General features: G+C 69.2%; 20 protein-coding genes. 15 read left to right on the forward strand and 5 right to left on the reverse strand.

Annotation, left to right across the window (positions count from 1 at the left end; all coding sequences use genetic code 11):
* The first annotated feature begins 1 nt into the window (after window position 1).
* Entirely contained in the window at window positions 2-805 is an 804-nt protein-coding gene (locus BM175_RS09865) for an FAD binding domain-containing protein (RefSeq protein ID WP_090962559.1), read from the forward strand.
* A 72-nt stretch (window positions 806-877) separates the two neighbouring features.
* Here the strand turns inward: BM175_RS09865 and BM175_RS09870 are convergent, their stop codons facing one another.
* Both BM175_RS09870 and BM175_RS09875 read right to left on the reverse strand, forming a co-directional pair.
* Complete coding sequence (locus BM175_RS09870; protein ID WP_090962562.1) at window positions 878-1,321, reverse strand: BA14K family protein; 444 nt, start codon at window positions 1,319-1,321, stop codon at window positions 878-880.
* A gap of 204 nt (window positions 1,322-1,525) precedes the next feature.
* Entirely contained in the window at window positions 1,526-1,975 is a 450-nt protein-coding gene (locus BM175_RS09875; RefSeq protein WP_090962564.1) for a BA14K family protein, read from the reverse strand.
* Between the two features lie 223 nt (window positions 1,976-2,198).
* Here BM175_RS09875 and BM175_RS09880 point away from each other — a divergent pair, with 223 nt between their 5' ends.
* The 5 genes from BM175_RS09880 (at window position 2,199) to BM175_RS09900 (ending at window position 8,124) form a co-directional block, all read left to right on the forward strand.
* A complete protein-coding gene (locus BM175_RS09880) occupies window positions 2,199-3,437 on the forward strand; it encodes a putative DNA modification/repair radical SAM protein (RefSeq protein ID WP_090962567.1) in 1,239 nt (412 codons plus the stop codon).
* A complete protein-coding gene (locus BM175_RS09885) occupies window positions 3,437-4,915 on the forward strand; it encodes a UdgX family uracil-DNA binding protein (RefSeq protein WP_090962570.1) in 1,479 nt (492 codons plus the stop codon). Before BM175_RS09880 ends, BM175_RS09885 begins: the two co-directional genes overlap by 1 nt.
* A gap of 277 nt (window positions 4,916-5,192) precedes the next feature.
* Entirely contained in the window at window positions 5,193-5,891 is a 699-nt protein-coding gene (locus BM175_RS09890) for a D-lyxose/D-mannose family sugar isomerase (protein WP_090962572.1), read from the forward strand.
* Window positions 5,892-6,024: 133 nt separating this feature from the next.
* Window positions 6,025-7,545, forward strand: coding sequence for a helicase HerA domain-containing protein (locus BM175_RS09895; RefSeq protein WP_090962577.1), 1,521 nt, complete (start codon window positions 6,025-6,027; stop codon window positions 7,543-7,545).
* Window positions 7,546-7,599: 54 nt separating this feature from the next.
* The gene (locus BM175_RS09900) at window positions 7,600-8,124 is read left to right on the forward strand and encodes a GNAT family N-acetyltransferase (RefSeq protein WP_090962580.1); all 525 of its coding nucleotides are present in this window, start codon (window positions 7,600-7,602) and stop codon (window positions 8,122-8,124) included.
* 3 nt (window positions 8,125-8,127) lie between these two features.
* Here BM175_RS09900 and BM175_RS09905 read toward each other — a convergent pair whose 3' ends face one another.
* Window positions 8,128-8,709: a DUF2585 family protein gene (locus BM175_RS09905; protein WP_175526816.1), complete on the reverse strand. Its 582-nt coding sequence runs from the start codon at window positions 8,707-8,709 to the stop codon at window positions 8,128-8,130.
* Window positions 8,710-8,848: 139 nt separating this feature from the next.
* On the opposite strand from BM175_RS09905, the gene BM175_RS09910 reads away from it, so the two are divergent.
* The 4 genes from BM175_RS09910 to BM175_RS09925 are packed head-to-tail and all read left to right on the forward strand — an operon-like array spanning window position 8,849 to window position 13,686.
* A complete protein-coding gene (locus BM175_RS09910; RefSeq protein WP_090962585.1) occupies window positions 8,849-10,114 on the forward strand; it encodes a nucleotide disphospho-sugar-binding domain-containing protein in 1,266 nt (421 codons plus the stop codon).
* Entirely contained in the window at window positions 10,111-11,274 is a 1,164-nt protein-coding gene (gene crtY, locus BM175_RS09915; RefSeq protein WP_090962588.1) for a lycopene beta-cyclase CrtY, read from the forward strand. The genes BM175_RS09910 and crtY overlap by 4 nt, the downstream gene beginning before the upstream one ends.
* Complete coding sequence (locus BM175_RS09920) at window positions 11,271-12,773, forward strand: phytoene desaturase (protein ID WP_090962591.1); 1,503 nt, start codon at window positions 11,271-11,273, stop codon at window positions 12,771-12,773. The genes crtY and BM175_RS09920 overlap by 4 nt, the downstream gene beginning before the upstream one ends.
* Window positions 12,760-13,686, forward strand: a complete 927-nt coding sequence (locus BM175_RS09925) for a phytoene/squalene synthase family protein (protein ID WP_090962593.1) — start codon at window positions 12,760-12,762, stop codon at window positions 13,684-13,686. The genes BM175_RS09920 and BM175_RS09925 overlap by 14 nt, the downstream gene beginning before the upstream one ends.
* Before the next feature lie 10 nt (window positions 13,687-13,696).
* Here BM175_RS09925 and BM175_RS09930 read toward each other — a convergent pair whose 3' ends face one another.
* Together BM175_RS09930 and BM175_RS09935 are read right to left on the reverse strand one after the other, a co-directional pair.
* The gene (locus BM175_RS09930) at window positions 13,697-15,700 is read right to left on the reverse strand and encodes a putative bifunctional diguanylate cyclase/phosphodiesterase (protein ID WP_090962595.1); all 2,004 of its coding nucleotides are present in this window, start codon (window positions 15,698-15,700) and stop codon (window positions 13,697-13,699) included.
* 120 nt (window positions 15,701-15,820) lie between these two features.
* Window positions 15,821-16,756, reverse strand: coding sequence for a polyprenyl synthetase family protein (locus BM175_RS09935; RefSeq protein WP_090962598.1), 936 nt, complete (start codon window positions 16,754-16,756; stop codon window positions 15,821-15,823).
* Window positions 16,757-16,960: 204 nt separating this feature from the next.
* Between BM175_RS09935 and fni the strand changes: the two genes are divergently transcribed.
* The 5 genes from fni (at window position 16,961) to BM175_RS09960 (ending at window position 22,523) form a co-directional block, all read left to right on the forward strand.
* Window positions 16,961-18,004 (forward strand): type 2 isopentenyl-diphosphate Delta-isomerase, encoded by a 1,044-nt coding sequence (fni, locus tag BM175_RS09940; RefSeq protein WP_090962599.1) that lies wholly within the window; start codon window positions 16,961-16,963, stop codon window positions 18,002-18,004.
* 73 nt (window positions 18,005-18,077) lie between these two features.
* Window positions 18,078-19,121 (forward strand): class 1 fructose-bisphosphatase, encoded by a 1,044-nt coding sequence (locus BM175_RS09945; protein ID WP_090962602.1) that lies wholly within the window; start codon window positions 18,078-18,080, stop codon window positions 19,119-19,121.
* Between the two features lies 1 nt (window position 19,122).
* A complete protein-coding gene (rpe, locus tag BM175_RS09950; RefSeq protein ID WP_090962605.1) occupies window positions 19,123-19,794 on the forward strand; it encodes a ribulose-phosphate 3-epimerase in 672 nt (223 codons plus the stop codon).
* 281 nt (window positions 19,795-20,075) lie between these two features.
* On the forward strand, window positions 20,076-21,134 hold the full coding sequence (locus BM175_RS09955; RefSeq protein WP_210284080.1) for a TerC family protein: 1,059 nt from the start codon (window positions 20,076-20,078) through the stop codon (window positions 21,132-21,134).
* 363 nt (window positions 21,135-21,497) lie between these two features.
* Entirely contained in the window at window positions 21,498-22,523 is a 1,026-nt protein-coding gene (locus BM175_RS09960) for an ABC transporter substrate-binding protein (RefSeq protein ID WP_416358536.1), read from the forward strand.
* Window positions 22,524-22,595 lie beyond the last annotated feature (72 nt).

Consider the following 22,595-nt stretch of genomic DNA (forward strand, 5'->3'; position numbering starts at 1 on the left):
CATGTACCAGACGCAATACAAGCGTGCCGGATCGCTCGACGAGGCCAAGGCGCTGGTCGGCGCCTCGGGCGGCGAGGGCAAGTACCTGTCGGGCGGCATGACGCTGATCCCGACGATGAAGGCGCGGCTCGCCAGCCCCTCGGCACTGATCGACCTGCGCCACATCGCCGATCTCAAGGGCATCTCCGTCGAGGGACGGCGCGTGCGCATCGGCGGCGGCGTCACCCATGCCGAGGTCGCGGCGTCCAAGGAGATCGAGGCGGTCTGCCCGACCTTCTGCGAACTCGCCAACCTCATCGGCGATCCCGCCGTGCGCCACATGGGCACGATTGGCGGCGTCGTCGCCAATTTCGACCCGGCGGCCGACTATCCGGCGGCGCTTCTCGCGCTCGGCGGTACGATCCACACCGACCGGCGCGAGATCGGCGCGGACGACTTCTTTCTCGGCCTGTTCGAGACGGCGCTGGAGGAGGACGAGATCGTGACGGGCGTCTCGTTCGAGGCGCCGGATGCGGCGGGCTGGGAGAAATTCCGCAACCCCGCCTCTCGCTATGCCATGTGCGGTGTCTTCGTCGCCTGGCGCGGTGGCGAGGCCCGCGTTGCCGTCACGGGCGCGGGTTCGAACGGCGCCTTCCGCTGGCAGGAGGGCGAGGCCGCCCTGTCCGCGCGCTTCGAGCCTGAGGCGCTCGACGGCGTCTCTGTCGACGAGGGCGAGATGATCGGCGATCTCCACGGCTCGTCGGCCTATCGCGCCAACCTCGTGCCGGTCGTTACCAAGCGGGCGGTGCGCTCGGCGCGCGGCTGACGGATCTCTCGACCAACGAAAAGGGGCGGCCCGACGGGGCCGCCCCTTTTTCATGCCCGCCGGGCAGGCCCGTCAGAGATTGCAGCGCCGCTCGTAGCCGTCATAGCCGACATAGGTGTCGGTCCGCGGGTCATAGGAGCGATAGCGCGCGATGCAGCGGTCCACGTGGCTTGAACGTGTGTAGGTGCCGTAGTCGTCGTAGTAACGGGCCTGGCGCGGCGCCTGATAGTAGCGCGGCGGCGCGGGGATCGTGTCCCCGTAGGAGGGCGGCGCGACATAGACCGGGCGCGGCGGCGGCTCGTAGTAGCGCGGCGCGGGCTTGTAGTAGCGGGGCTGCTGCGGCTGCGACAGGGCCGAGCCGAGCAACGCACCGGCGGCGAGGCCCACCGCGCCGCCAAGCAGCACGTCGCCCGCATTGCCCCGGTCGCGATGGCGCCAGGGATCGGCTTGCGCCGCCGGCACGGCGGCGGTCAGGGCCAGGGCAGAGGTTACGAGAGCAAGAAACGTCTTGCGCATGGAAAGCTCCCATCCGGCACCGCCGGTTCGTTCAATGCCGGGCGCTCGCCCGGCTGTCGACGGTGATGAAGCACGATCGCACATGAACGATAGCTGAACGCGGAAGTTTCCGCCGCGAGCCCTTAAAAGACGGAAAGGTACCGCCACGCGAAAAAGGCGCCGGGCAGGTGCCCGACGCCTTTTCTGCAAGGGTATCGCTGCGACTTAGAGGTTGCAGTAGCGACGTTCGCCCGCGCTGTTGGCGACATAGGTGTTGGTGCGCGGATCGTAGGTGCGGTAGCGCGCGGCGCAACGGGCGGCCTGCGAGCGGCTCACCACGACGCCCTCGCGATAGGCGGGCCCGCGGTTCGCGTTGGCGGCGGCACCCACGGCAGCGCCGGCGGCGAAGCCGAAGATCGCGGCGGCGGCGGCATCGCCGCGGTTCCGGTCGCGATAGCTCTCGCGGTACCAGCGATTGTAGCGGCGGTCGTCCCAGCGACGGCCGTCGCGGCGGAAGTCGCGGCAGTCGCGCGCACCGGGGTTGCGGGCGCAGAAGCGCTCGACGAAACGCTGACGCTCGCGGAAGCTCTGGGCCTCGGCCTGCGGAGCCGAGAAGGTGACGACGCCAGTGGCCAGCACCGCGGCGGCCATGAAGGACTGGAACAGCTTGCGCATGAAGGGCTTTCTCCCAAAGGTTGGCGGTAGCGTCGCGGCTACAGACCGGAGTGACGGACCGCAGGAACCGGGGATCTGTCATCCGGTTCCATCCATGATCCAAAATGAGCGTCGCAACCTGAACGCGACCTGAACGCGTCAGGTTCGAACGCTCCGGTCGCAGGCGGTGGAAAAGCCGTCGGCGCGCATGGCCTGAACGAAGCGGGAACACTATATAGAGAGAATGAGCAAGCCGACCCTGATGCAGAAGCTGGCGATCCTCTCGGACGCCGCCAAGTACGACGCGTCCTGCGCTTCCAGCGGGACGTCGAAACGGGACTCGACGAAGTCCAAGGGCATCGGCTCGACCGAAGGATCGGGGATCTGCCACGCCTATGCGCCGGACGGGCGGTGCATCTCGCTGCTCAAGATCTTGATGACCAACTTCTGCATCTACGACTGCGTCTACTGCGTGAACCGCTCGTCCTCCAACGTCGCGCGGGCGCGCTTCTCGGTGGAGGAGGTCGTGAAGCTGACGATGGAGTTCTACAAGCGGAACTATATCGAGGGCCTGTTCCTCTCCTCCGGCATCATCCGCAACTCCGACTATACGATGGAGGAGATGGTCCGTATCGCGCGAAAGCTGCGGATGGAGGAGAACTTCGCGGGCTACATCCACCTGAAAACCATCCCCGACGCGTCGCCGAAGCTGATCGAGGAGGCCGGCCTCTTCGCCGACCGCCTGTCGATCAACATCGAACTGCCGACCGACATCGCGCTGGAGGCGCTGGCGCCCGAGAAGAAGCCGCGCGACATCAAGCGCTCGATGGGGCACCTGCGGCTCAAGATCGACGAGCACAAGGGCGAGGCAAGGGACCGCGCCAAGCCGCCCAAGTTCGCGCCGGGCGGCCAGTCGACGCAGATGATCATCGGCGCCGACGGGGCGAACGACGACCTGATCCTCGGCCGGTCCGAGAACCTCTACGGCAACTACCGGCTGCGTCGCGTCTATTATTCCGCCTTCTCGCCGATCCCGGATGCCTCCTCGCGGCTGCCGCTCGCCAAGCCGCCCCTGATGCGCGAGCACCGCCTCTACCAGGCGGACTGGCTGATGCGCTTCTACGGGTTCGGGCGCGACGAGATCGTGTCGGGCGGCTCGGCCGACGGGATGCTGGACCTTGCCATCGACCCGAAGCTCGCCTGGGCGCTGAAGAACCGCGGGCGTTTCCCGGTCGACGTCAACAAGGCGGATCGCGAAATGCTCCTGCGCGTGCCGGGCTTCGGCACAAAGGCGGTCGACCGCATCCTCTCGACGCGCCGCCACCGGTCGCTGCGCCTCGACGACGTCGCCCGGCTCTGCCACTCGGTGGAAAAGGTACGCCCCTTCGTGCAGGCGCTGGACTGGACGCCGGGGGGTCTCACCGACCGGGAGAACCTGCGCGGGCTGGTGGCGCCCAAGGCCGAGCAGCTGAGCCTCTTCTGATGTTTCTGGCACGCCTCGACCACCCGGCGGATTTCGACGCCTGGCGCGAGGCGGCCCGCACGGCGCTGGCGCTGCACGTCCCGCCGGAGGAGATGGCCTTCGCCGTCAGTGAGGATCCGGCGCCCCTCTTTGCCGAGCCCCTGCCGGACCGCCCTGCCGACGCCGCGCCCTTCAACGTCCCGAAGGCGTTTCCGGACGTCGCGCGCAAGCTCATCTGCCACGCCGACCCTGAGCGCTTCGTCTTCGCCTATCGCCTCCTCTGGCGCCTGCAGGACGAGAAGAAGCTCCTCGAGATTGTCTCCGACCCCGACACGCGCCGCGCCGTCGAGATGCAGAAGGCGGTCTATCGCGACAGTCACAAGATGAAGGCCTTCGTGCGCTTTCGCGAGATCGAGGACGCCGAGGGCCAGCGCCAGTACATCGCCTGGTTCGAGCCCTTCCACCACGTCGTCGAGCTCACCGCCCCCTTCTTCATGCGCCGCTTCCCCGGCATGGTCTGGAGCATCCTGACGCCCAAGCGCTCCGTCCACTGGGACGGCGTCGAGATGGTCTTCGCGCCGGGCGCCGACCCCTCGCAGAAGCCGGCCGACGACGACATGGAGGCGCTCTGGCTCACCTACTACGCCTCGATCTTCAACCCGGCGCGGCTGAAGGTGAAGGCGATGCAGGCCGAGATGCCGAAGAAGTACTGGCACAACCTGCCCGAAGCGACCCTGATCGAGCCGCTGATCCGGGGCGCCGAGGCGGCGCAGCGCCGCATGATCGAAACCCAGCCGACGCTCCCGAGTTTCCGCCACGAGAAACAGGCGGAGCGAAACGACATGGCACGCGCGGCATCACAGGTTCCGGCCTTCAACGGCTTCAACAAGCCGCCGGAAGACATCGAGGAGGCGCGCGAGCAGGCTCGGCACTGCAAGGCGTGCCCGCTCTGGGAGCCCGCGACCCAGACCGTCTTCGGCAAGGGCCCGGCCGACGCGCCGGTCATCTTCGTCGGCGAGCAGCCGGGCGACCAGGAGGATCTGGCCGGCGAGCCCTTCATCGGCCCCGCCGGCAAGGTCTTCGACGAGGCGCTCGCCGCCGCCGGCATCGACCGCTCCCAGGCCTATGTCACGAATGCCGTGAAGCACTTCAAATTCGAGCCGCGCGGCAAGCGGCGTATCCACGCCAAGCCCAACATGGGCGAGGTCAAGGTCTGCCGCTGGTGGCTCGAACAGGAGCGCGAGCTCATCAAGCCGAAGCTCATCGTGGCGCTGGGCGCCACGGCCGCGGCATCGGTGCTGGGCAAGACCGTGACGATCCGCGACACGCGTTCCAAGCTCATCGACCTGCCCGACGGCACCACCAAGCTCCTCGTCACCGTCCACCCCGCTTACATCCTGCGCCTGCCGGACCCGGAGGCCCAGGCGCGCGAGCGCGAAGCCTTCCACGCCGACATGGACCGCGCCAAGGCCTACGTGCCGGAGATCGCGCTGGGGTGAGGGCGCGCGCGTGGGTTGGCGGGGCTGCCGCCCCGAGCCCCGCTCGGGAAAGAATTCCCGAACCCTTCTTTTCGTTTATGACCTCTTCCGAGATCGGGACGGGCCGTTGGCCCGTTCCGATCTCGGACAAGCCTCGAATGAGGAGGGGTTCAGGGGAAATCATTTCCCTTGACGGGGTGCAGGGGCAGCGCCCCTGCTATCGACGCCACGCCCCTCTCGCCCCGGCCCCGTCTCGTGCTAGGGCATCGGCGACGAGAGCGTGCCGGAGGAGGGCAGCATGAAGAGATCGCGGGTCAACGAGATCATCCGGCAGAGCGACGAGTTCATCCGCTCGTTCGGATACGTGATGCCGCCGTTCGCCTATCTCTCGCCGGCCGAAATGCAGGCGCGGCAGGCGGACCTCCAGGCGGTCGTCGATCGGCGGCTCGGCTGGGACATCACGGACTACGGACGCGGCGACTTCGACAATCTCGGCCTGTTCCTGTTCACGACGCGCAACGGCGACAATACCGACCTGAAGGCGGGGCGCGGGATGCTCTACGCCGAGAAGATCATGATCTCGCGGCAAGATCAGCTGTCGCCGATGCATCGGCACGATCTCAAGGCCGAGGACATCATCAACCGGGGCGGGGCGACGCTGGCGCTGAAGCTCTACACGGCGGGGCCGGACGGCGAGATCGACAAGTCGCTGCCGGTCAACGTCGTGACCGACGGCATGCGGCGCCAGATGAAGGGCGGCGACATCCTGCGTCTGTCGCCGGGCGAGAGCGTGACCTTGATGCCGCGCACCGACTGGCACGCCTTCTGGGGCGAGGGCGGGGACGTCCTCATCGGCGAGGTCTCGACCGTCAACGACGACCTGACCGACAACGTCTTCGCCGAGCCGATCGGGCGCTTCGCCGAGATCGAGGAGGACGAGGCACCGCTGCACCTCCTTGTGTCCGACTACGACAAGTGGCTGGGCAACCAGCGATAACTGTGGACGCCGGGCGGCGCGGGACTCCTGATCGGGGACCCGCTCCGCTAGATTAGGGCTTCCTCGACCATGAACATCGCGGGCCCGTGCGCTGAGCCGTGCGGGGCCGTTCGCATTCTCGGAGTGAAGCCGTTTGACCAAGGTCGCCGTCGATCTCGGAACGACCGCCACGGGCGAGCCGGCGGAGATGGACCTGGAGGAGCTCCTGTCCACGCGCCTTCTGGTGCAGGGCAATTCCGGCTCGGGGAAGTCGCACCTCTTCCGCCGCATCCTGGAGCAGAGCGCCGGCTGGGTGCAGCAGGCAATCATCGATCCGGAAGGCGACTTCGTGTCCTTCTCCGACCGGTTCGGCCATGTCGTGGTGGATGCCGACCGGACGCCGGCCGAGCTCGCCCGCATCGCGACGCGCATCCGCCAGCACCGCGCCTCCGTCGTCCTTAACCTCGAAGGGCTCGACGCCGAGGTGCAGATGAATTGCGCCGCCGCCTTCCTGAACGGCCTGTTCGACGCCGACCGGCACCACTGGTTCCCGATGCTGATCGCGGTGGACGAGGCGCAGATCTTCGCGCCGGCGATCGCCGGCGAGGTGGGGGACGAGGCGCGTCGCATCTCGCTCGGCGCGATGACCAACCTCATGTGCCGCGGCCGCAAGCGCGGGCTCGCCGGCATGATCGCGACGCAGCGCCTCGCCAAGCTCGCCAAGAACGTGGCGGCGGAAGCCTCGAACTTCCTGATGGGCCGCACCTTTCTCGACATCGACATGGCGCGCGCCGCCGATCTTCTCGGCATGGACCGGCGGCAGGCCGAGCGCTTCCGCGATCTCGAGCCCGGCCATTTCGTGGCGCTAGGGCCGGCGCTGTCGCGCAAACCCATTCCGCTGCGCATCGGCCCGGTCGAGACGGCCGGGCGCTCGGGCCGCCCGGTGCTAATGGCGCTGCCCGAGGCGAGCCCGGCCGAGATGGCCGACCTCATCTTCACCGCTGGCGCGGACGAGCCGGTCGCCCTGCCGGCGCCGGTTCGGCGCGAGCCGGCGGTGGCGACGCGCGAGCTTCTGGAGCGCGTCTCGGCGCCGCGCCTTGCCGCGCCCGCGCCGCCGGACGAGGAGCCGGGGGAGGACGAGGAGACGCTGGCCGAGCGCCAGGAGCGGATCGATTCGATCTTCACCGAGCTGATGGCCGATCCGGAGGCGGCGTTCCGCCCCGTCCAGACGCTTTATCAGGACTTCCTCACCCATTGCCGGCTGAAGCGCCTGTCACCGGGTGCGCTGGATCTTGCCGGCTTCCGGCGCAAGCTCGCGCTGGCGCGCGCCGGGGTCGGAGCCGACGGCGAGGACGAGGCCTGGACCGAGGTCGTGGCACGCTCGGAGGAGCTGCCGGAGGACATGCAGGGGGTCTATCTCCTGCTCGCCAAGGCGGCGCGCGATGCCGAGCCCTGTCCGGGCGACGAGGTGCTGGCGCGCGCCTACGGCAGCCATTCGCCCTCGCGCGGGCGCTTCCTTCTGACTTGGATGGCCGAACGCGGCTATATCGCGGCCGAGACCGACTTCCGGGGCAACCGCGTCGTAACGATCGCCGGCAACAACTGGCGCACGGGCGCGGGCAGCGCCAAGCCGCGCGGGGCCAGCGCAGCGCCGCGCCTGCGCCGGGTGAAATAAGGCGCGGGTCCGCAAGGGCTCGTCCCCGCCCGCGATCCGTGCCAGAAGGGCCCCATGTTTCCCGAGACGCTCTGGACCGAAGACCTGATCCTCCGCCCCATCGCCCTTGGCGACACGGGCGCGATCTTCGACGAGTACGCGCAGGACCCGGAGGTCACGCGCTACCTGACCTGGGCGCCGCACACCTCGGTGCGCGAGACCGAAGAGTTCATCACCGGCTGCATCGCCAGCGAGACGTCGCGCACCTTCACGCTTCTCGGGCGGCGCGACCGGCAGCTGCGCGGGGCGCTGACGATCCGGCGCGACGTGCCGGGGCGCATCGGCTTCGGCTACGTCCTGTCGCGCCGCTCGTGGAACCAGGGCCTGATGACCGAGGCGCTGACCGAGGTCGTCGCCTGGGCGATGAAGCAGCGCGACGTCTGGCGCATCGGCGCTACCTGCGACGTCGACAACGTGGCGTCCGCGCGCGTCATGGAGAAGGCAGGGCTCGAGCGCGAGGGGCTTCTCAAGCGCTGGATGGTGCACCCGAACATCGAGGATACGCCGCGCGACTGCTGGATGTTCGCCAAGGCCCGCTGAGCTTCAGACCGGCGGTACGGAGACCCCGAGAAGCCGCAGCGTGCCGAGCACGAAGCCGTCGCGGATGGCGAGTGCGATGGCGAGTTCGAAGAGGAGCACCAGCCCGATCGTTCCCTTCAGGGGAAGCGCCCGCGCGGCGAGGAAGCCGAGCGCCACGAACACGGTGTCGCCGAGCGCGTTGAAGACGCTGTCGCCATGATATTCCGGCGCGCCGACTGCCTGGCCGAACATCGCGATGATCCAGGGCGAGTTCTCCATCACCTCCCAGACGCCGCTGGAGGCGAGAGCGGTGAGGAGAAGCCAGCTCGTCGGCCAGTGTGGCCGCGCGCGATGGAGCGCCAGATAGAGACCGATGCCGAAGACGACGTGGAGCGCGGAATACCAGTCCGCGAACTGCTGCGAGGATCCCGGCGAATGCGGGTCGCCGTCCCAGAGCCGGATCGTGCCGCAGTCGCAGACGAGCGGCCGACCCATCAGATCGAGAATGGCGGCCATCACGAGGACGATGGCAGCCCCCACGACGATCTGACCCGCCGGCGTGGACAGAAACACGTTGGAGGCGCGGTCGGCGGGGCGTGGGGCCATGTCTGTCATGCCGGCTGAACGCGCGGCCATCGCCACAGGTTGCGACGGCTCGCGTGCCGTCCACAGTCTTGTGCGTCGCCCTTCGGGCGTTTCACGCTATCTGTGATGTCGTCGCCCGCACCAACCTCGGCATATCGCTTTGCATTTCGGCCTCGTCTGCCCCCCGTTTCCGAGCCATGCGCGCGCGTTCGAGGCTCTTGCGCTGGCGCTCGCCCAGCGTGGCCATCGCTCGACCTTCCTGATGAACGCGGGCTGCGGCGAGATGGTGCGCGCCGGCCCGTGGGACGTCCGAGAGGCGGGGCTGGGCGCGGCGCCGCGTCCGACGGCGAGGGCCGGCTCCACCGGCCTCTTCGGCATCCTGCGCACGGTGGCCGAGAGCGCGGAGCGCACGCAAGGACTGGTATCGGGCGGCGTGGCGGTTCTGCGCGAGGCCGGCGTCGAAGCCCTCGTCGGCGACCAGATGGAGCCGGCGACCGGTCTTCTCGCCACGCATCTCGGCTTGCCCTTCGTGTCGCTCGCCTCGGCGCTGCCGATCGATCCCGACGCGGCCCTGCCGCCGCCCTATCTCGACTGGCCGTTCGACGACAGTGTCGACGGGCTGAAGCGCAACCGTGGCGGGCGCTACGTCGCGGGCCTCCTGATGCGCCGACAGGCCGAGACGATTCGTCGCTGCGCGCTCTCGCTCGGCCTCCAGCCGCTCGGGGGCCTGGAGGACTGGCTGTCGCCGCTCGGCACGATCTCGCAGACGCTGCCCGCCTTCGACTTTCCCTATGGCGGCGCGCGCCGGATCCTCGGCGTCGGGCCGCTGCGCTCGCCCGGCGAGGGGCAGGCGCCGCTGCCCTTCGCGCCCGATCCCGCGCGGCCGCTCGTCTTCGCCTCGCTCGGCACGCTGCAGGGGCACCGCGTCGGTCTCTTCCGGGTGATCGCCGAGGCCTGCCGCCGGCTTGACCTCGGTCTGGTCGTGGCTCATTGCGGACGTCTGACAGCACGGGAGGCGGCCACCATCGATGCGGATCTCGTGACCGACTTCCTGCCCCAGCGCACCATGCTGCGCGCGGCAAGCGTCTGTGTGACGCATGGCGGGCTGAACACCGCGCTCGACGCGATGGAAGCCGGCGTGCCGGCGCTCGCCATCCCGATCGCCTACGACCAGCCGGGCGTCGCCGCCCGTCTCGTCCATCACGGCGCAGGGCTGAAGCTCTCGCGTCGCCGCCTGACGCCGGACGCGGTGGAGGGCGCGCTCGTGCGTCTCCTGGGCGAGGCGGAATTCTGTTCGGAGGCCGCCGCCATCGGCGCGGCGATCGGCGAGGCGGGGGGCGCGACGCGTGCGGCCGAGACGGTCGAGGCCTGGGTGACGCATGCCCTCGCAACCACCTGGCCGCCTCTCGCGCGGGAGGTGGCATGAGTCTCGACGCCGACGTCATCCTGCTCGGCGGCGGTCTCGCCAACGGGCTGATCGCCTATCGCCTCGCGATGCGGCGGCCGGACCTCAAGGTGCTCGTCGTCGAGGGCGGCGAGGCGCTCGGCGGCAACCACACCTGGAGCTTCCACGACGGCGACCTGTCGACCGCCGAACAGGACTGGGTCGCCCCGCTCGTATCCGCGCGCTGGGCCGACTACGACGTGCGCTTCCCAGGCCGGCGCCGCCGCTTTGCTACCGGCTACGCCTCGGTCTCGTCGGAGCGCTTCCGCGAGGTGATCGCCGCGCGGCTCGGCGAGCGCATCCTGACCGGCGTTCCGGCGGTCGCGGTCACGCCGACCGGCGTGACGCTCGCCGACCAGCGCACGCTGACCGCGCGCGCGGTGATCGACGGGCGGGGGGCGCGAAAGAGCCCGCATCTCGACCTCGGGTTCCAGAAGTTCCTCGGCCAGGAATGGGAGTTCGACCGCCCGCACGGCGTCGAGCGTCCGGTGATCATGGATGCCACCGTACCCCAGCGCGACGGCTATCGCTTCGTCTACCTCCTGCCCTTCTCGCCGACGCGCCTCCTCGTCGAGGACACCTACTATGCCGACCGCGGCGATCTCGACGTCGAGACCCTGCGCGGGCATCTCGCCGACTATGCCGCGGCGGCGAACTGGGGCGAGGGGCGCCTCGTGCGCGAGGAGCACGGCATCCTGCCGATCGCGCTGGGCGGCGACATCGACGCCCTGATCGCGGCGGCCGGCGGCATGCCGACGGTGGGGCTGGCCCATGCGCTGTTCCATCCGACCACCGGCTACTCGCTGCCCGACGCCGTCCATGTCGCCGATCTCGTCTCGCGCGCGCCGGACATCTCGCCCGAAGGGTTGTCGCGTCTTCTCGACGCGCATGCGCGCAACATCTGGTCCGACCGCAGCTATTTCCGCATGCTGAACCGCCTTCTCTTCCAGGCCGGACGGCCGGAGGAGCGCTACCGGATCCTCGAGCATTTCCATCGTCTGCCGGACGATCTGGTGGCGCGGTTCTATGCCGCACGGCTGGACTTTGGCGACAAGGTGCGCATTCTCGCCGGCAAGCCTCCCGTTCCGGTCCTGAGCGCCCTCCGGGTCCTCGCCGCCCGTCGTCCCAAGGAATCCGCATGAAGCACGTTCCCCCGCCCGCCCGGTCCGCCGTCGTCATCGGTTCGGGCTTCGGCGGACTGGCGCTGGCGATCCGGCTTCAGGCCGCCGGCATCCAGACGGTGCTTCTGGAAAAGCGCGACAAGCCGGGCGGCCGCGCCTACGTCTACGAGGACCAGGGCTTCGTGTTCGATGCCGGGCCGACCGTGATTACCGATCCCTCGGCGCTGGAGGAGTTGTACGAGGCCGCCGGCAAGAAGCTGTCCGACTACGTGACGCTCCTGCCGGTCAGCCCGTTCTACCGGCTCTGCTGGGAGGACGGCTACGCGTTCGACTATGCCAACGACCAGGCCGAGCTCGACCGGCAGATCGGCGCGAAGAGCCCCGAGGATGTCGAGGGCTACCGCCGCTTCCTCGCCTATTCCAAAGCCGTCTTCGAGGAGGGCTACCTCAAGCTCGGCACCGTGCCGTTCCTGCAGTTCCGCGACATGGTGCGCGCCGGGCCGCAACTCGCCAAGCTCCAGGCCTGGCGCTCGGTCTATGCCAAGGTGTCGGAATTCATCAAGGACGACCAGCTCCGGCAGGCCTTCTCGTTCCACTCGCTGCTGGTCGGCGGCAACCCCTTCGCCACCTCCTCGATCTACGCCCTGATCCACGCGCTGGAGCGCGAATGGGGCGTCTGGTTCCCGAAGGGCGGCACCGGCGCGCTGATCCAGGGCATGGTGAAGCTCTTCACCGACATCGGCGGGCGGATCGAACTGAACGCCGAGGTCTCGCGCATCGCGGTCGACGGGCGGCGCGCGACCGGCGTCGTGCTGCACGACGGGCGCAGCTTCGACGCCGATATCGTGGCCTCCAACGCCGACGTCGTCCACACCTACGACAAGCTCCTGCGCGGCACGACGCGCGGCGCGGCTCAGGCCGCCAAGCTGAAGCGCAAACGCTTCTCGATGTCGCTCTTCGTCCTCTATTTCGGCCTGAAGCGGCACCAGACGCAACTGCAGCACCACACGGTCCTCTTCGGGGCGCGCTACCGGGCGCTGATCGACGAGATCTTCAAGGGCAAGGAACTGGCGGGCGACTTTTCGCTCTACCTTCACAGCCCCTGCGCCACCGACCCGTCGCTCGCCCCGCCGGGCATGGGCAGCTACTACGTGCTGTCGCCGGTGCCGCACCTCGGCAACGCCTCGATCGACTGGTCGGTCGAAGGGCCGCGCTATGCCGACCGCATCCTCGACTATCTCGAGGCCCGCTACATGCCGGGCCTGCGCGCCGACCTCGTCACCCAGCGCATCTTCACGCCGAACGACTTCGTGTCGGAACTCAACGCCCATCACGGGTCGGCCTTCTCGCTCGACCCGGTGCTGACGCAGTCCGCCTGGTTCCGCGCGCACAATCGCGACGACTGGATCCCGAACCTCTACTTCGTCGGCGCAGGGACCCATCCGGGCGCCGGCGTGCCGGGCGTCGTCGGCTCGGCCAAGGCGACGGCGGGTCTGATCCTCGGGCATGAGCCAGCCTGACCTCGCGGCCATCTCGGCCGCGTCGATCGCCAAGGGGTCGAAGAGTTTCGCCGCCGCCTCGCGCCTCTTCGACCGGGAGACGCGCCTGAGCGTCGTGATGCTTTACGCCTGGTGCCGACACTGCGACGACGTGGTGGACGGGCAGGAGGCGGGATCGGCGGCCCGCCATCTCGACGAGCGCCCGGCGCATGAGCGCATCGCCGCGCTCCGGGCCGATACGGAAGCCGCCTTCGAAGGGCGCACGCAAGGGCTCCATCCCGCCTTCGCGGCGCTCGCCGAGGTCGTGCGGCGCCACGGCATTCCTCGCACGGACGCCGCCGAGCATCTCGCGGGCTTTGCCATGGATGTCGACGAGGAGCGCTACCGGACCCTCGACGATCTCCTCGTCTACTGCTGGCGCGTGGCCGGCGTCGTCGGCGTGATGATGGCGCGGATCATGGGCGTCCGGGACGAGGCCGTGCTCGACCGGGCGAGCGATCTCGGCCTTGCCTTCCAACTGACCAACATCGCGCGCGACGTCGTCGACGACGCGGTGGCCGGCCGGGTCTACCTGCCGCTGGACTGGCTGATCCAGGAGGGGCTCGACGTCGCCGATCTCACCGATCCGCGGCGCGCCGAGGCGGTGTTCCGGCTGCGGCGTCGTCTGGTCGAGGCGGCGGAGCCCTTTTACGCTTCCGCGCGAATTGGAATCGACGCCCTGCCGCGCCGCTCCGCCTGGGCGGTCGGCACCGCGCACGGGGTCTATCGGCGGATCGGGTTGAAGCTCGTCGCCATCGGGCCGCAGCCGCGCCCTGAGCGCGTGTCGACGACGACCGGCGAGAAGATCGCCGAGATCGGCCGCGGCGCGGCGATGGTGCTGCGCGCGGGCGGGACCGCGCCGCGCTCGCCGCTCCTGTGGACGCGGCCGCGCTGACGCCTCGCGGTCAGACGGCGCGGGCCAGCATCGGCGTCGTCGGCAGAACGAAGGGCGTCGGCTTGCCGAACAGGTAGCCCTGCGCCCCGTCGCAGCCGATGCGGCGCAGGATGTCGCGCTGGGCGGGCGTCTCGACGCCTTCGCCGACGATCGCGATCTCCATGTCGCGGCCCATCTGCGCGATGCCTTTCAGGACCGCCATGGAGTTGCGGTCGATTTCCGCCGACGTGACGAAGCTGCGGTCGATCTTGATCACGTCGACCGGCAGGCGCCGGAGGTGGGACAGGGACGAGAAGCCGGTGCCGAAGTCGTCCATGGCGACCCTGACCCCGAGGGCACGCACCGCGTTCAGGATGGCGGCGACCTCGTCGTGGTTGGCCACGATTGCGGTTTCCGTCAGTTCGATCGTCAGGCGCTGCGGCGGCAGGCCGGTTTCAGCCAGGATCCGCGCGACCAGCGCCGGAAACCGCGCCGAGCGCAGCTGCAGTGCCGAGACGTTCACCGCGACATAGAGATCCGAGGGCCAGGCGGACGCCTTCAGGCAGGCGTCCTTCAGGACCCACTCCCCGATGGGACCGATCGCGCCGGAGGCCTCGGCCAGGGGAATGAACTCGGCCGGCGACACCGGCCCGCGCATCGGATGCGTCCAGCGCAGGAGCGCCTCGTATCCGAAGATGGAAAGCGTCTCGGGGTTGACGATCGGCTGGAAGTGCAGGCGGAACTCGTCGCGCTCGACCGCGGACTGGAGATCGCTCTCCAACTGGGCCCGTTGGCGGTCGGCCTCGCGCATGCCGGGCGTGAAGCGCACCACCTGCCCGCGGCCGCGACGTTTGGCCTCGTAGAGGGCCGCATCGGCCCGGCGCGTGATCGTCTCGGCATCCTCGGCATTCTCGATGCTGCAGATGCCGATCGAGCAGCCCGACAGGATCTGGCGTCCGTCGATGTCCATCGGCTCGCGCAGCGCCGCGCCGAACTCGTGCGCCATCTGCGCCGCCGATTCCGGGTTGTCGAAGACGAGCGCCGCCAGTTCGTCACCGCCGATGCGGTAGCCGTAGGTGCCCGGACCCATCGAGGCCTGGAAGCGCCGCGACACTTCGCACAGGAGCTTGTCGCCCGTCGCGTGGCCGTAGGTGTCGTTGATCGACTTGAAGTGATCGAGGTCGATCATCATCAGCTTGAACCAGCGGCCTTCGGCCAGCGCCTGGTCCATCTTGAGCTGGAGCGCGCGCCGGTTGGGAAGGCCGGTCAGGGGATCGCGGTAGGCCATGTCGAGAAGCGACCGGTCCGCCCGCGTCCGCTCGTCCATGTCGATGATCGAGGTCGACAGGCCGGTGCCCACGATGAGCAGCGCCACGATCGCGATCGCGAGCGCCATGCCGGTCGATCCGACGCCGGCCGCCGTCGTCTCGCTCGCGATGGGCGTCAGCGTCAGCGCCTGCATGCCGAAGAGGTGGAGGGTGATGATGCCGAGCGCCAGAAGCCCGGCCGCGAGCGCTTCGCGGCGCAGGCCGGCCGAGCCGCGGAGCGTCCACAGGGCGCCGGTGCTGAAGGCGATGGATGCGGCGAGCGACAAGGCCGCCGCGAAGCCGTCCCAGTGCAGGACGCCCGGGACCTGATACCCGAACATGCCGAGATAGTGCATGCCGGTGATCGACACGCCGAGCATGGCACCACCTGCGAGCGTGCGCATCCGCGTCGGCACGCGGCCCGCCAGCGCCAGCGCGATGCCGGAGCCCGCGATCGCGACCAGCGTGGACAGGACGGTGAGCAGCGGGTCGAACGTCGCGGGAACATCGGGGCGGTAGCCGAGCATCGCGACGAAATGCGTCGTCCAGGTCGAGATGCCCGTGCTGATCGCCGCAAGGAACAGCCAGCCGATCCGCGCCCGCCCGTCGAACGAGCGGCTGCGCACGAATAGCGTCATGGTGACGAAGGCGCCACTGGCGCACACGATGGCCGCAAGGAGCAGCAGCGTCAGCTGATGTTCCAGGACGAGGCATGTGGACAGGACCATGAACGGCTCTCCGTTGACAGCCAATCATTGTCATGCCGATCTGAAAGAAACCGTAGCGTGTGTCGGAAAATCCGAACGGTCAGTCGCAGGTACGATCCGGCGTGTCGCGACCCCGGCCGGTCAGCGGCGACCGCCTTCCTGCTCGATCGCCGGCGGAAGCGCGGCCGGCTGCGGCGGGCGGCCGAGGCCCGCCAGCCGCACCACCAGGGCATCGAGGCGCGAGCTGGCGCCGAAGACGGTCTCGAGATGGGCGCGTGCGGTGCCGATGTGACGCTCCACCAGCCGCTGCGTGCGCTCGACGCCGACCAGCGCCACCACCGTCGACTTGCCGGCATCGCGCCCGACATCCTTGCCGATCGCGGCCGGGTCCGACGTCAGGTCGAGGAGGTCGTCCATCAACTGGAAGGCGAGGCCGAGCTCGCCCGCGAAGGCGGAGAGATTCGCGCGTTGGCCCGGCGTCGCGCCGGCCACGATCGCGCCGAGCTCGACGGCCGACAGGAACAAGGCGCCGGTCTTGCGTCCGTTGGCGTCGCCGATGTCCTGCGCCGACCGGGGACCCCGGCCGCCGCGAAGGTCCTGGTACTGGCCGCCGACGAGGCCTAGCGAGCCGACCGCCGAGGCAAGGACGCCGACGGCGGCGTTGCGCCGTTCGGGCGCCAGCCCCTCGATCCGCGACAGGACGGCGAAGGCTTCCGTCAGCATGGCGATCGAGGCGAGCACCGCGACGTCCTCGCCATGGCCGCGGTGGATCGCCGGGCGGCCACGCCGCAGCGCCGCGTCGTCCATGCAGGGCAGGTCGTCGAGAATCAGCGAGGCGGCGTGCACCATTTCCACCGCGCAGCCGGCGTCGAGAGCGGCGTCGAGGGGGCCGCCGAGATCCTGCGCCACGATCGCCGCGATCAGCGGACGCAGGCGCTTCCCGGGCGCGAGCAAGCTGTCGCGCATCGCCGCCTCCAGCCCCTGCTGGCCCGCCAGGACCACGGGCACGAGCTCAGCCAGCCGCGCTTCGATCCGGGCAAGAAGGAGGGTGTTCGGGCCGTCGGTGGAAAGGGTCATCGCGTCTTCGTCACTTTCGGCGCGGGACATCCCTGATGTCACCGTGGGCGGAGTTCTGTACGAAGTTGTAGCACGGGGCCGCGCCACTGGAACCCGCCGGGCCGGGAGCGGGACGGAATGCGACGAATCGACGTAGAGCGCGCCGGTGCCGTCGGTGGCATGCGGGAGGCTCGATTGGACGGTGGGACGAGGAACGGGACGGGCATGGGCGAGGAGACCGGCGGCATCGCCGCGCGCAAGGGCGATCATCTCGACATCGTCCTGTCGCCGCGCCTCAAGGGACGCCAGGCGGAGACCGGCTTCGACGCCGTGCGCTTCGAGCATGTCGCGTTGCCCGAGGTGGACCTCGACGCGATCGATCTCGGAACGCGGTTTCTCGGCCGGACATTGCGCGCGCCGATCCTGATCTCCTCGATGACCGGCGGGCCGGAGCGCGCCGGCGCGATCAATGCGCGCCTTGCCGAGGCCGCCGATCACCTCGGCCTTGCGCTTGCTGTCGGCTCGCAACGCATCGCGCTGGAAGGGCGGGGCGCGGGCGGGCTCGACGCGGGCCTTCGTCGCCGCGCGCCGAACGCGCCGATCCTCGCCAATATCGGCGCGGCGCAGCTCGTCGCGGGCTGGGGGCCGGACGAGGCGCGGCGCGCGGTCGCGATGATCGAGGCCGACGCCCTGATCGTCCACCTCAATCCCCTGCAGGAAGCCCTGCAGCCGGGCGGCGACCGGCGCTGGAGCGGGATCTTGGCCGCGATCGAGGCGCTGGTCGAGGCGGTCGAGTTCCCGGTCGTGGTGAAGGAGGTCGGCGCCGGCATCTCCGGCCGGCTCGCGCGGCAGCTGGTCGATGCGGGCGTCGCGGCGATCGACGTCGCGGGCGCCGGAGGCACCAGCTGGGCGGCGATCGAGGCCGAGCGGACGAGCGACCCGCGCGCGCGCGCCGCCGCGCTCCTGTTCTCCGACTGGGGCATTCCGACCGCCCGCGCCATCCGGGACGTCCGAGTTGCCTGTCCCGAGGCCGTGGTGATCGGCTCAGGGGGCGTGCGCAACGGTCTCGATGCCGCGCGCGCGATTCGCCTCGGCGCCGACCTTGTCGGCCAGGCGGCGGCCGGACTGCCCGCGGCGGACCGCTCGAGCGAGGCGGTGGTTGATCATTTCACGCAGGTGATCGAGGAGTTGCGGATCGCCTGCTTCTGCACCGGTTCGGCCGATCTCGCAGCGCTACGCCGCGCGCCCCTTTTGCCCTCGGGCGGCTGAGGGCCGCTTTCCGTTTGCCGCGGGCGTGTCCCATCCGCTAATCCGGGCCGATCACGGTTTCGATGGAGGACGCATGAGCACGCTGACCCAGTATCTCGAGGCCCATGCGGCGGCCGATCCCCGGCAGCGCGACGTCGCCGCGCTGATCGAGCGGCTGGCCGAGGCCGCCGGATCGTTGCAGCGGCTCATCTCGACCGGCGCGACCGGGGATGCCGGCGCGGCCACGGGCCCAGCGGGCGATCCCAACGGCGGCGGCGACATCCAGAAGGTGCTCGACCGCGAGGCGGACCGCCTGTTCCTCGAGGCTGCGCGCGCCGCGCCCGTCGCCTTCTACGGCTCGGAGGAGCAGGACGAGGCGGTGGTGCTGAACGAGGGCGCGAGCCTTGCCATGGCGATCGACCCGCTCGACGGCTCGTCCAACATCGAGACGAACGTGTCGATCGGCACGATCTTCTCGATCCTGCCGGTCACCGACGCGCACCGCGCCGATGCCTCGGGCGTCTTCCGCCAGCCGGGCCGTGCGCAGCTGGCCGCGGGCTTCTTCGTCTACGGCCCGCGCCTCATGCTGGTGGTGACGCTGGGAGCGGGCACCCACGCCTTCGGCTGGTCGCCCGAGACCGGCGTCTTCACGCGCATGGGACCGCTCAACATTCCGGCCGTCGCCAAGGAATATTCGATCAACGCCTCGAACGCGCGCCACTGGGACGAGCCGGTGCGCCTCTATATCGAGCGCTGCCAGGAGGGGGTGGAGGGCCCACGCGGGCGCGACTTCAACATGCGCTGGGTCGCCTCGATGGTGGCCGACGCCTATCGAATCTTCGTGCGCGGCGGCATCTACATCTACACCGGCGACCGGCGGAAGGGCTACGATCGCGGCCGCATCCGCCTCGTCTACGAGGCGAACCCGGTCGGCTTCTGCGCCGAGCAGGCGGGCGGTGCGGCGAGCGACGGCCTCCAGCCGATCCTCGACATCGTGCCGGACGGCCTGCACCAGCGCACGCCCGTCGTCTTCGGCTCGCGCGAGGAGGTCGTCGAGTTCGCACGGGTGATGGCCGATCCCTCCAGCCTCACCGAGACCTCGTCGCTGTTCGGCCAGCGCCCGATCGGGGGCATCTGAGGTGGGCGGCGACATTCTCATCGCGCCGTCGATCTTGTCGTCGGACTTCTCGCGGCTCGGCGAGGAGATCGCCGCCGTCGACCGGGCGGGCGCGGACTGGATCCATCTCGACGTGATGGACGGGCACTTCGTGCCCAACATCACCTTCGGACCGCCGGTCGTGGCGGCCGTGCGCGGCGCATCGCGCAAATTCTTCGACGCGCACCTGATGATCGAGCCGGCCGATCCGTATCTCGAGGCCTTCGCCAAGGCGGGCTGCGACGGGATCACCGTGCATGCCGAGGCCTCGACCCATCTCGACCGGACGCTGCAGGCGATCCGCGGGCTGGGGTGCAAGCCCGGCGTCGCGATCAATCCGGCGACGCCCGAGACCGCGATCGAATACGTTCTCGACCGGGTCGACCTCGTTCTGGTGATGACGGTGAACCCCGGCTTCGGCGGGCAGAGCTTCATTCCGGCGACGCTGGAGAAGATCCGGCGCCTGCGCACGCTGATCGGCGACCGGCCGATCCGGCTGCAGGTGGACGGCGGCGTCGCGCCCGACACGATCGGCGCGATCCGGGCGGCCGGTGCCGACACGTTCGTCGCGGGCTCGGCGGTCTACCGCGGCGGCACGGAAGTAAGCTACCGTGACAATATCGCCAAGCTTCGCGAACACGCCGGTCTCAACTAAGCGTGATGGCGCCGAAGTAACGAGGCGCAATCCCTTGGATTCAACCGGTTAGTCGCAGACTTTCGGCGCGGGCGTTTCTCCGGCGCTCTTCCGTCGCCAAGATTTGTGGCGCCGGGATGTTGCATTGCGGCAGCGATTGCACACCTAAGCGGCCGCATGCATGGGTTCGGGGAGTTGCGAGGTCTCGCGATCGTCCCAGCTATGCAGGCGATAGCACGGCCCTCGCGGCCTTTGTCAGTTTCGAAGCCGCATCCAGGACGGGCGGCGCTCAGGAGGGATCGTTGGAGCAAACACTTTCGGATGCGGCGGCACAAACGGCCGTGACGGGCGTCTCGCCCGACGTCGTGCCGACCTGGGTGTGGCTGGCCACCATCGCCGCCATCGGCGCCCTCTTCGTCTTCGACTTCCTCACCCACGTCCGAAAGCCCCATGAGCCGACCTTCAAGGAATCGGCCCTGTGGTCCACCTTCTACGTCGGCCTGGCGCTTCTGTTCGGCTGGGGCGTCTGGCACTTCTGGGACCGCCAGCACGGCATCGAGTATTTCGCCGGCTTCGTCACCGAGAAGTCGCTCTCGGTCGACAACCTCTTCGTGTTCGTCATCATCATGAAGAGCTTCCTGGTGCCGCGCGCCTACCAGCAGAAGGCGCTCCTCATCGGCATCGTGATCGCGCTCGTCATGCGCGGCATCTTCATCGCGCTGGGCGCGGCGGCCATCGAGCGCTTCTCCTGGGTGTTCTATCTCTTCGGCCTGTTCCTCCTGTGGACGGCGTGGAAGCTCATCGTCGAGAGCCTGAAGCATCAGAAGTCGACCGACGAGGAGTACGAGCCGAACTCGATCGTGAAGTACTTCCAGCGTCACCTGCCGACCACGGACGACTTCCGCGGCAACCAGCTGTGGGTGATCGAGAACGGCAAGCGCCTGTTCACGCCGATGTTCATCGTGATCCTCGCGCTCGGCATGACCGATCTCCTGTTCGCGCTGGATTCGATCCCGGCGATCTACGGTCTGACGGACGCGCCCTACATCGTCTTCACGGCGAACGCCTTCGCGCTGCTCGGCCTCCTGCAGCTCTACTTCCTGATCGGCGGCCTTCTCGATCGCCTCGTCTATCTCGGCATCGGCCTGTCGCTGATTCTCGCCTTCATCGGCCTGAAGCTCATCGTCCACGCCGTCGAGGCCAACACGCTGCCCTTCCTGAACGGCGGCCAGCCGATCGAGGTGCCGTCCTGGATGCACATCGAGATCGAGCAGTCGCTGATGGTCATCATCGGCATCCTCGTGGTGACCACGGTGGCGAGCCTCATCAAGAGCCGGGCGGACGGGCGCAAGATCCAGTAGCGCCCGGACAGCCGAACCGCTCCGAACGAAGCCGGCCCTCGTGGCCGGCTTTTTCGTGTCACGCACGCGGGGGTGCCAAAGCCGGGGACGGCACACCTTGAGCCTCTTGCTCCGCCAGCGTTTTCCCGTTCACATAGCCGTCGGACGCAACGGCATCTCCGCCCGGTGCGAGCGACACGGAACTGTCACGCGTCGGTGATAGTCCCCGCTCGGCCGATGGCTGAGCGCCGGTTGCGCGGCACGCCCACTGCAGGACAACGTCAGGAGAGCTGGATGATCGGGATTATGAAACAGGGCGTGTCGCTTGCGGTGCTCGCGAGCTTTGCGTTGGGCGCGGCCGCGACCGGCGCGAGTGCGCAGGGCATGGACGCGCTGGTCGAGGCCGCCAAGAAGGAAGGCTCGCTCACCACGATCGCCCTGCCGCACGACTGGTGCAACTACGGCGAGATGATCTCCGGCTTCAAGGCGAAGTACGGCCTCCAGGTCAACGAGCTCAATCCCGACGCGGGCTCCGCCGACGAGATCGAGGCCATCAAGGCCAACCAGGGCAACACCGGCCCGCAGGCCCCCGACGTGATCGACGTCGGCCTGTCCTTCGGCCCGCAGGCCAAGACCGACAAGCTGATCCAGCCCTACAAGGTCGCGACCTGGGACGAGATCCCGGCCGACGCCAAGGACGCCGACGGCTACTGGTACGGCGACTATTACGGCGTGCTCACCTTCGAGGTGAACAAGGACATCGTGTCCGAGGTGCCGCAGGACTGGGCCGACCTCCTGAAGTCCGACTACGCCAACTCGGTCGCGCTCGCCGGTGATCCGCGCGCCTCGGCGCAGGCCATCCAGGCCGTCTACGCCGCGGGTCTCTCGAAGTCGCCGAACGGCTCGGCCACCGAGATCGCCGATGCCGGCCTCGACTTCTTCAAGCAGCTGAACGCGGCCGGCAACTTCGTGCCCGTGATCGGCAAGCCGGCATCGCTTGCGCAGGGCACGACGCCGATCATGATCCGCTGGGACTACAATGCCCTGTCGAGCCGCGACACGCTGAACGGTAACCCGGCCGTCGAGGTCGTGGTGCCGAAGACGGGCGTGCTGGCCGGCGTCTACGTCCAGGCGATCAGCGCCTACGCGCCGCACCCGAACGCCGCCAAGCTCTGGATGGAGTACATCTACTCCGACGAGGGCCAGCTGACCTACCTCAAGGGCTACTGCCACCCGATCCGCTTCAACGAGATGGCCAAGGCCGGCAAGATCCCGAAGGATCTCCTCGACCGCCTGCCGCCGGCCGCCTCCTACGAGGCTGCGAAGTTCCCGACGCTCGACGACCAGAACGCCGCCAAGGCCGAGATCACGACCAAGTGGGATCAGGTCGTGGGCGCCAACGTCCAGTAAGCGCCGATCGGCCACGCGTGCGGACCGTCGCCTCGCGGCGGCGGTCCATCGTCCTCCCAACACGCCGCCCGC

The sequence above is a fragment of the Aureimonas phyllosphaerae genome, from assembly GCF_900113065.1.
GTDB lineage: Bacteria > Pseudomonadota > Alphaproteobacteria > Rhizobiales > Rhizobiaceae > Aureimonas > Aureimonas phyllosphaerae.

Bases quoted from the DNA above. Each gene is read 5' to 3' on its own strand.
- BM175_RS09865 (WP_090962559.1), top strand. From the start codon at position 2: ATGTACCAGACGCAATACAAGCGTGCCGGATCGCTCGACGAGGCCAAG.
- BM175_RS09945 (WP_090962602.1), top strand. From the start codon at position 18,078: ATGAGCACGCTGACCCAGTATCTCGAGGCCCATGCGGCGGCCGATCCC.
- BM175_RS09880 (WP_090962567.1), top strand. From the start codon at position 2,199: ATGAGCAAGCCGACCCTGATGCAGAAGCTGGCGATCCTCTCGGACGCC.
- BM175_RS09905 (WP_175526816.1), bottom strand. From the start codon at position 8,709: ATGGCCCCACGCCCCGCCGACCGCGCCTCCAACGTGTTTCTGTCCACG.
- crtY (WP_090962588.1), top strand. From the start codon at position 10,111: ATGAGTCTCGACGCCGACGTCATCCTGCTCGGCGGCGGTCTCGCCAAC.
- BM175_RS09875 (WP_090962564.1), bottom strand. From the start codon at position 1,975: ATGCGCAAGCTGTTCCAGTCCTTCATGGCCGCCGCGGTGCTGGCCACT.
- fni (WP_090962599.1), top strand. From the start codon at position 16,961: ATGGGCGAGGAGACCGGCGGCATCGCCGCGCGCAAGGGCGATCATCTC.
- BM175_RS09870 (WP_090962562.1), bottom strand. From the start codon at position 1,321: ATGCGCAAGACGTTTCTTGCTCTCGTAACCTCTGCCCTGGCCCTGACC.
- BM175_RS09960 (WP_416358536.1), top strand. From the start codon at position 21,498: ATGGACGCGCTGGTCGAGGCCGCCAAGAAGGAAGGCTCGCTCACCACG.
- BM175_RS09920 (WP_090962591.1), top strand. From the start codon at position 11,271: ATGAAGCACGTTCCCCCGCCCGCCCGGTCCGCCGTCGTCATCGGTTCG.
- BM175_RS09930 (WP_090962595.1), bottom strand. From the start codon at position 15,700: ATGGTCCTGTCCACATGCCTCGTCCTGGAACATCAGCTGACGCTGCTG.
- BM175_RS09900 (WP_090962580.1), top strand. From the start codon at position 7,600: ATGTTTCCCGAGACGCTCTGGACCGAAGACCTGATCCTCCGCCCCATC.
- BM175_RS09935 (WP_090962598.1), bottom strand. From the start codon at position 16,756: ATGACCCTTTCCACCGACGGCCCGAACACCCTCCTTCTTGCCCGGATC.
- BM175_RS09885 (WP_090962570.1), top strand. From the start codon at position 3,437: ATGTTTCTGGCACGCCTCGACCACCCGGCGGATTTCGACGCCTGGCGC.
- BM175_RS09925 (WP_090962593.1), top strand. From the start codon at position 12,760: ATGAGCCAGCCTGACCTCGCGGCCATCTCGGCCGCGTCGATCGCCAAG.
- BM175_RS09890 (WP_090962572.1), top strand. From the start codon at position 5,193: ATGAAGAGATCGCGGGTCAACGAGATCATCCGGCAGAGCGACGAGTTC.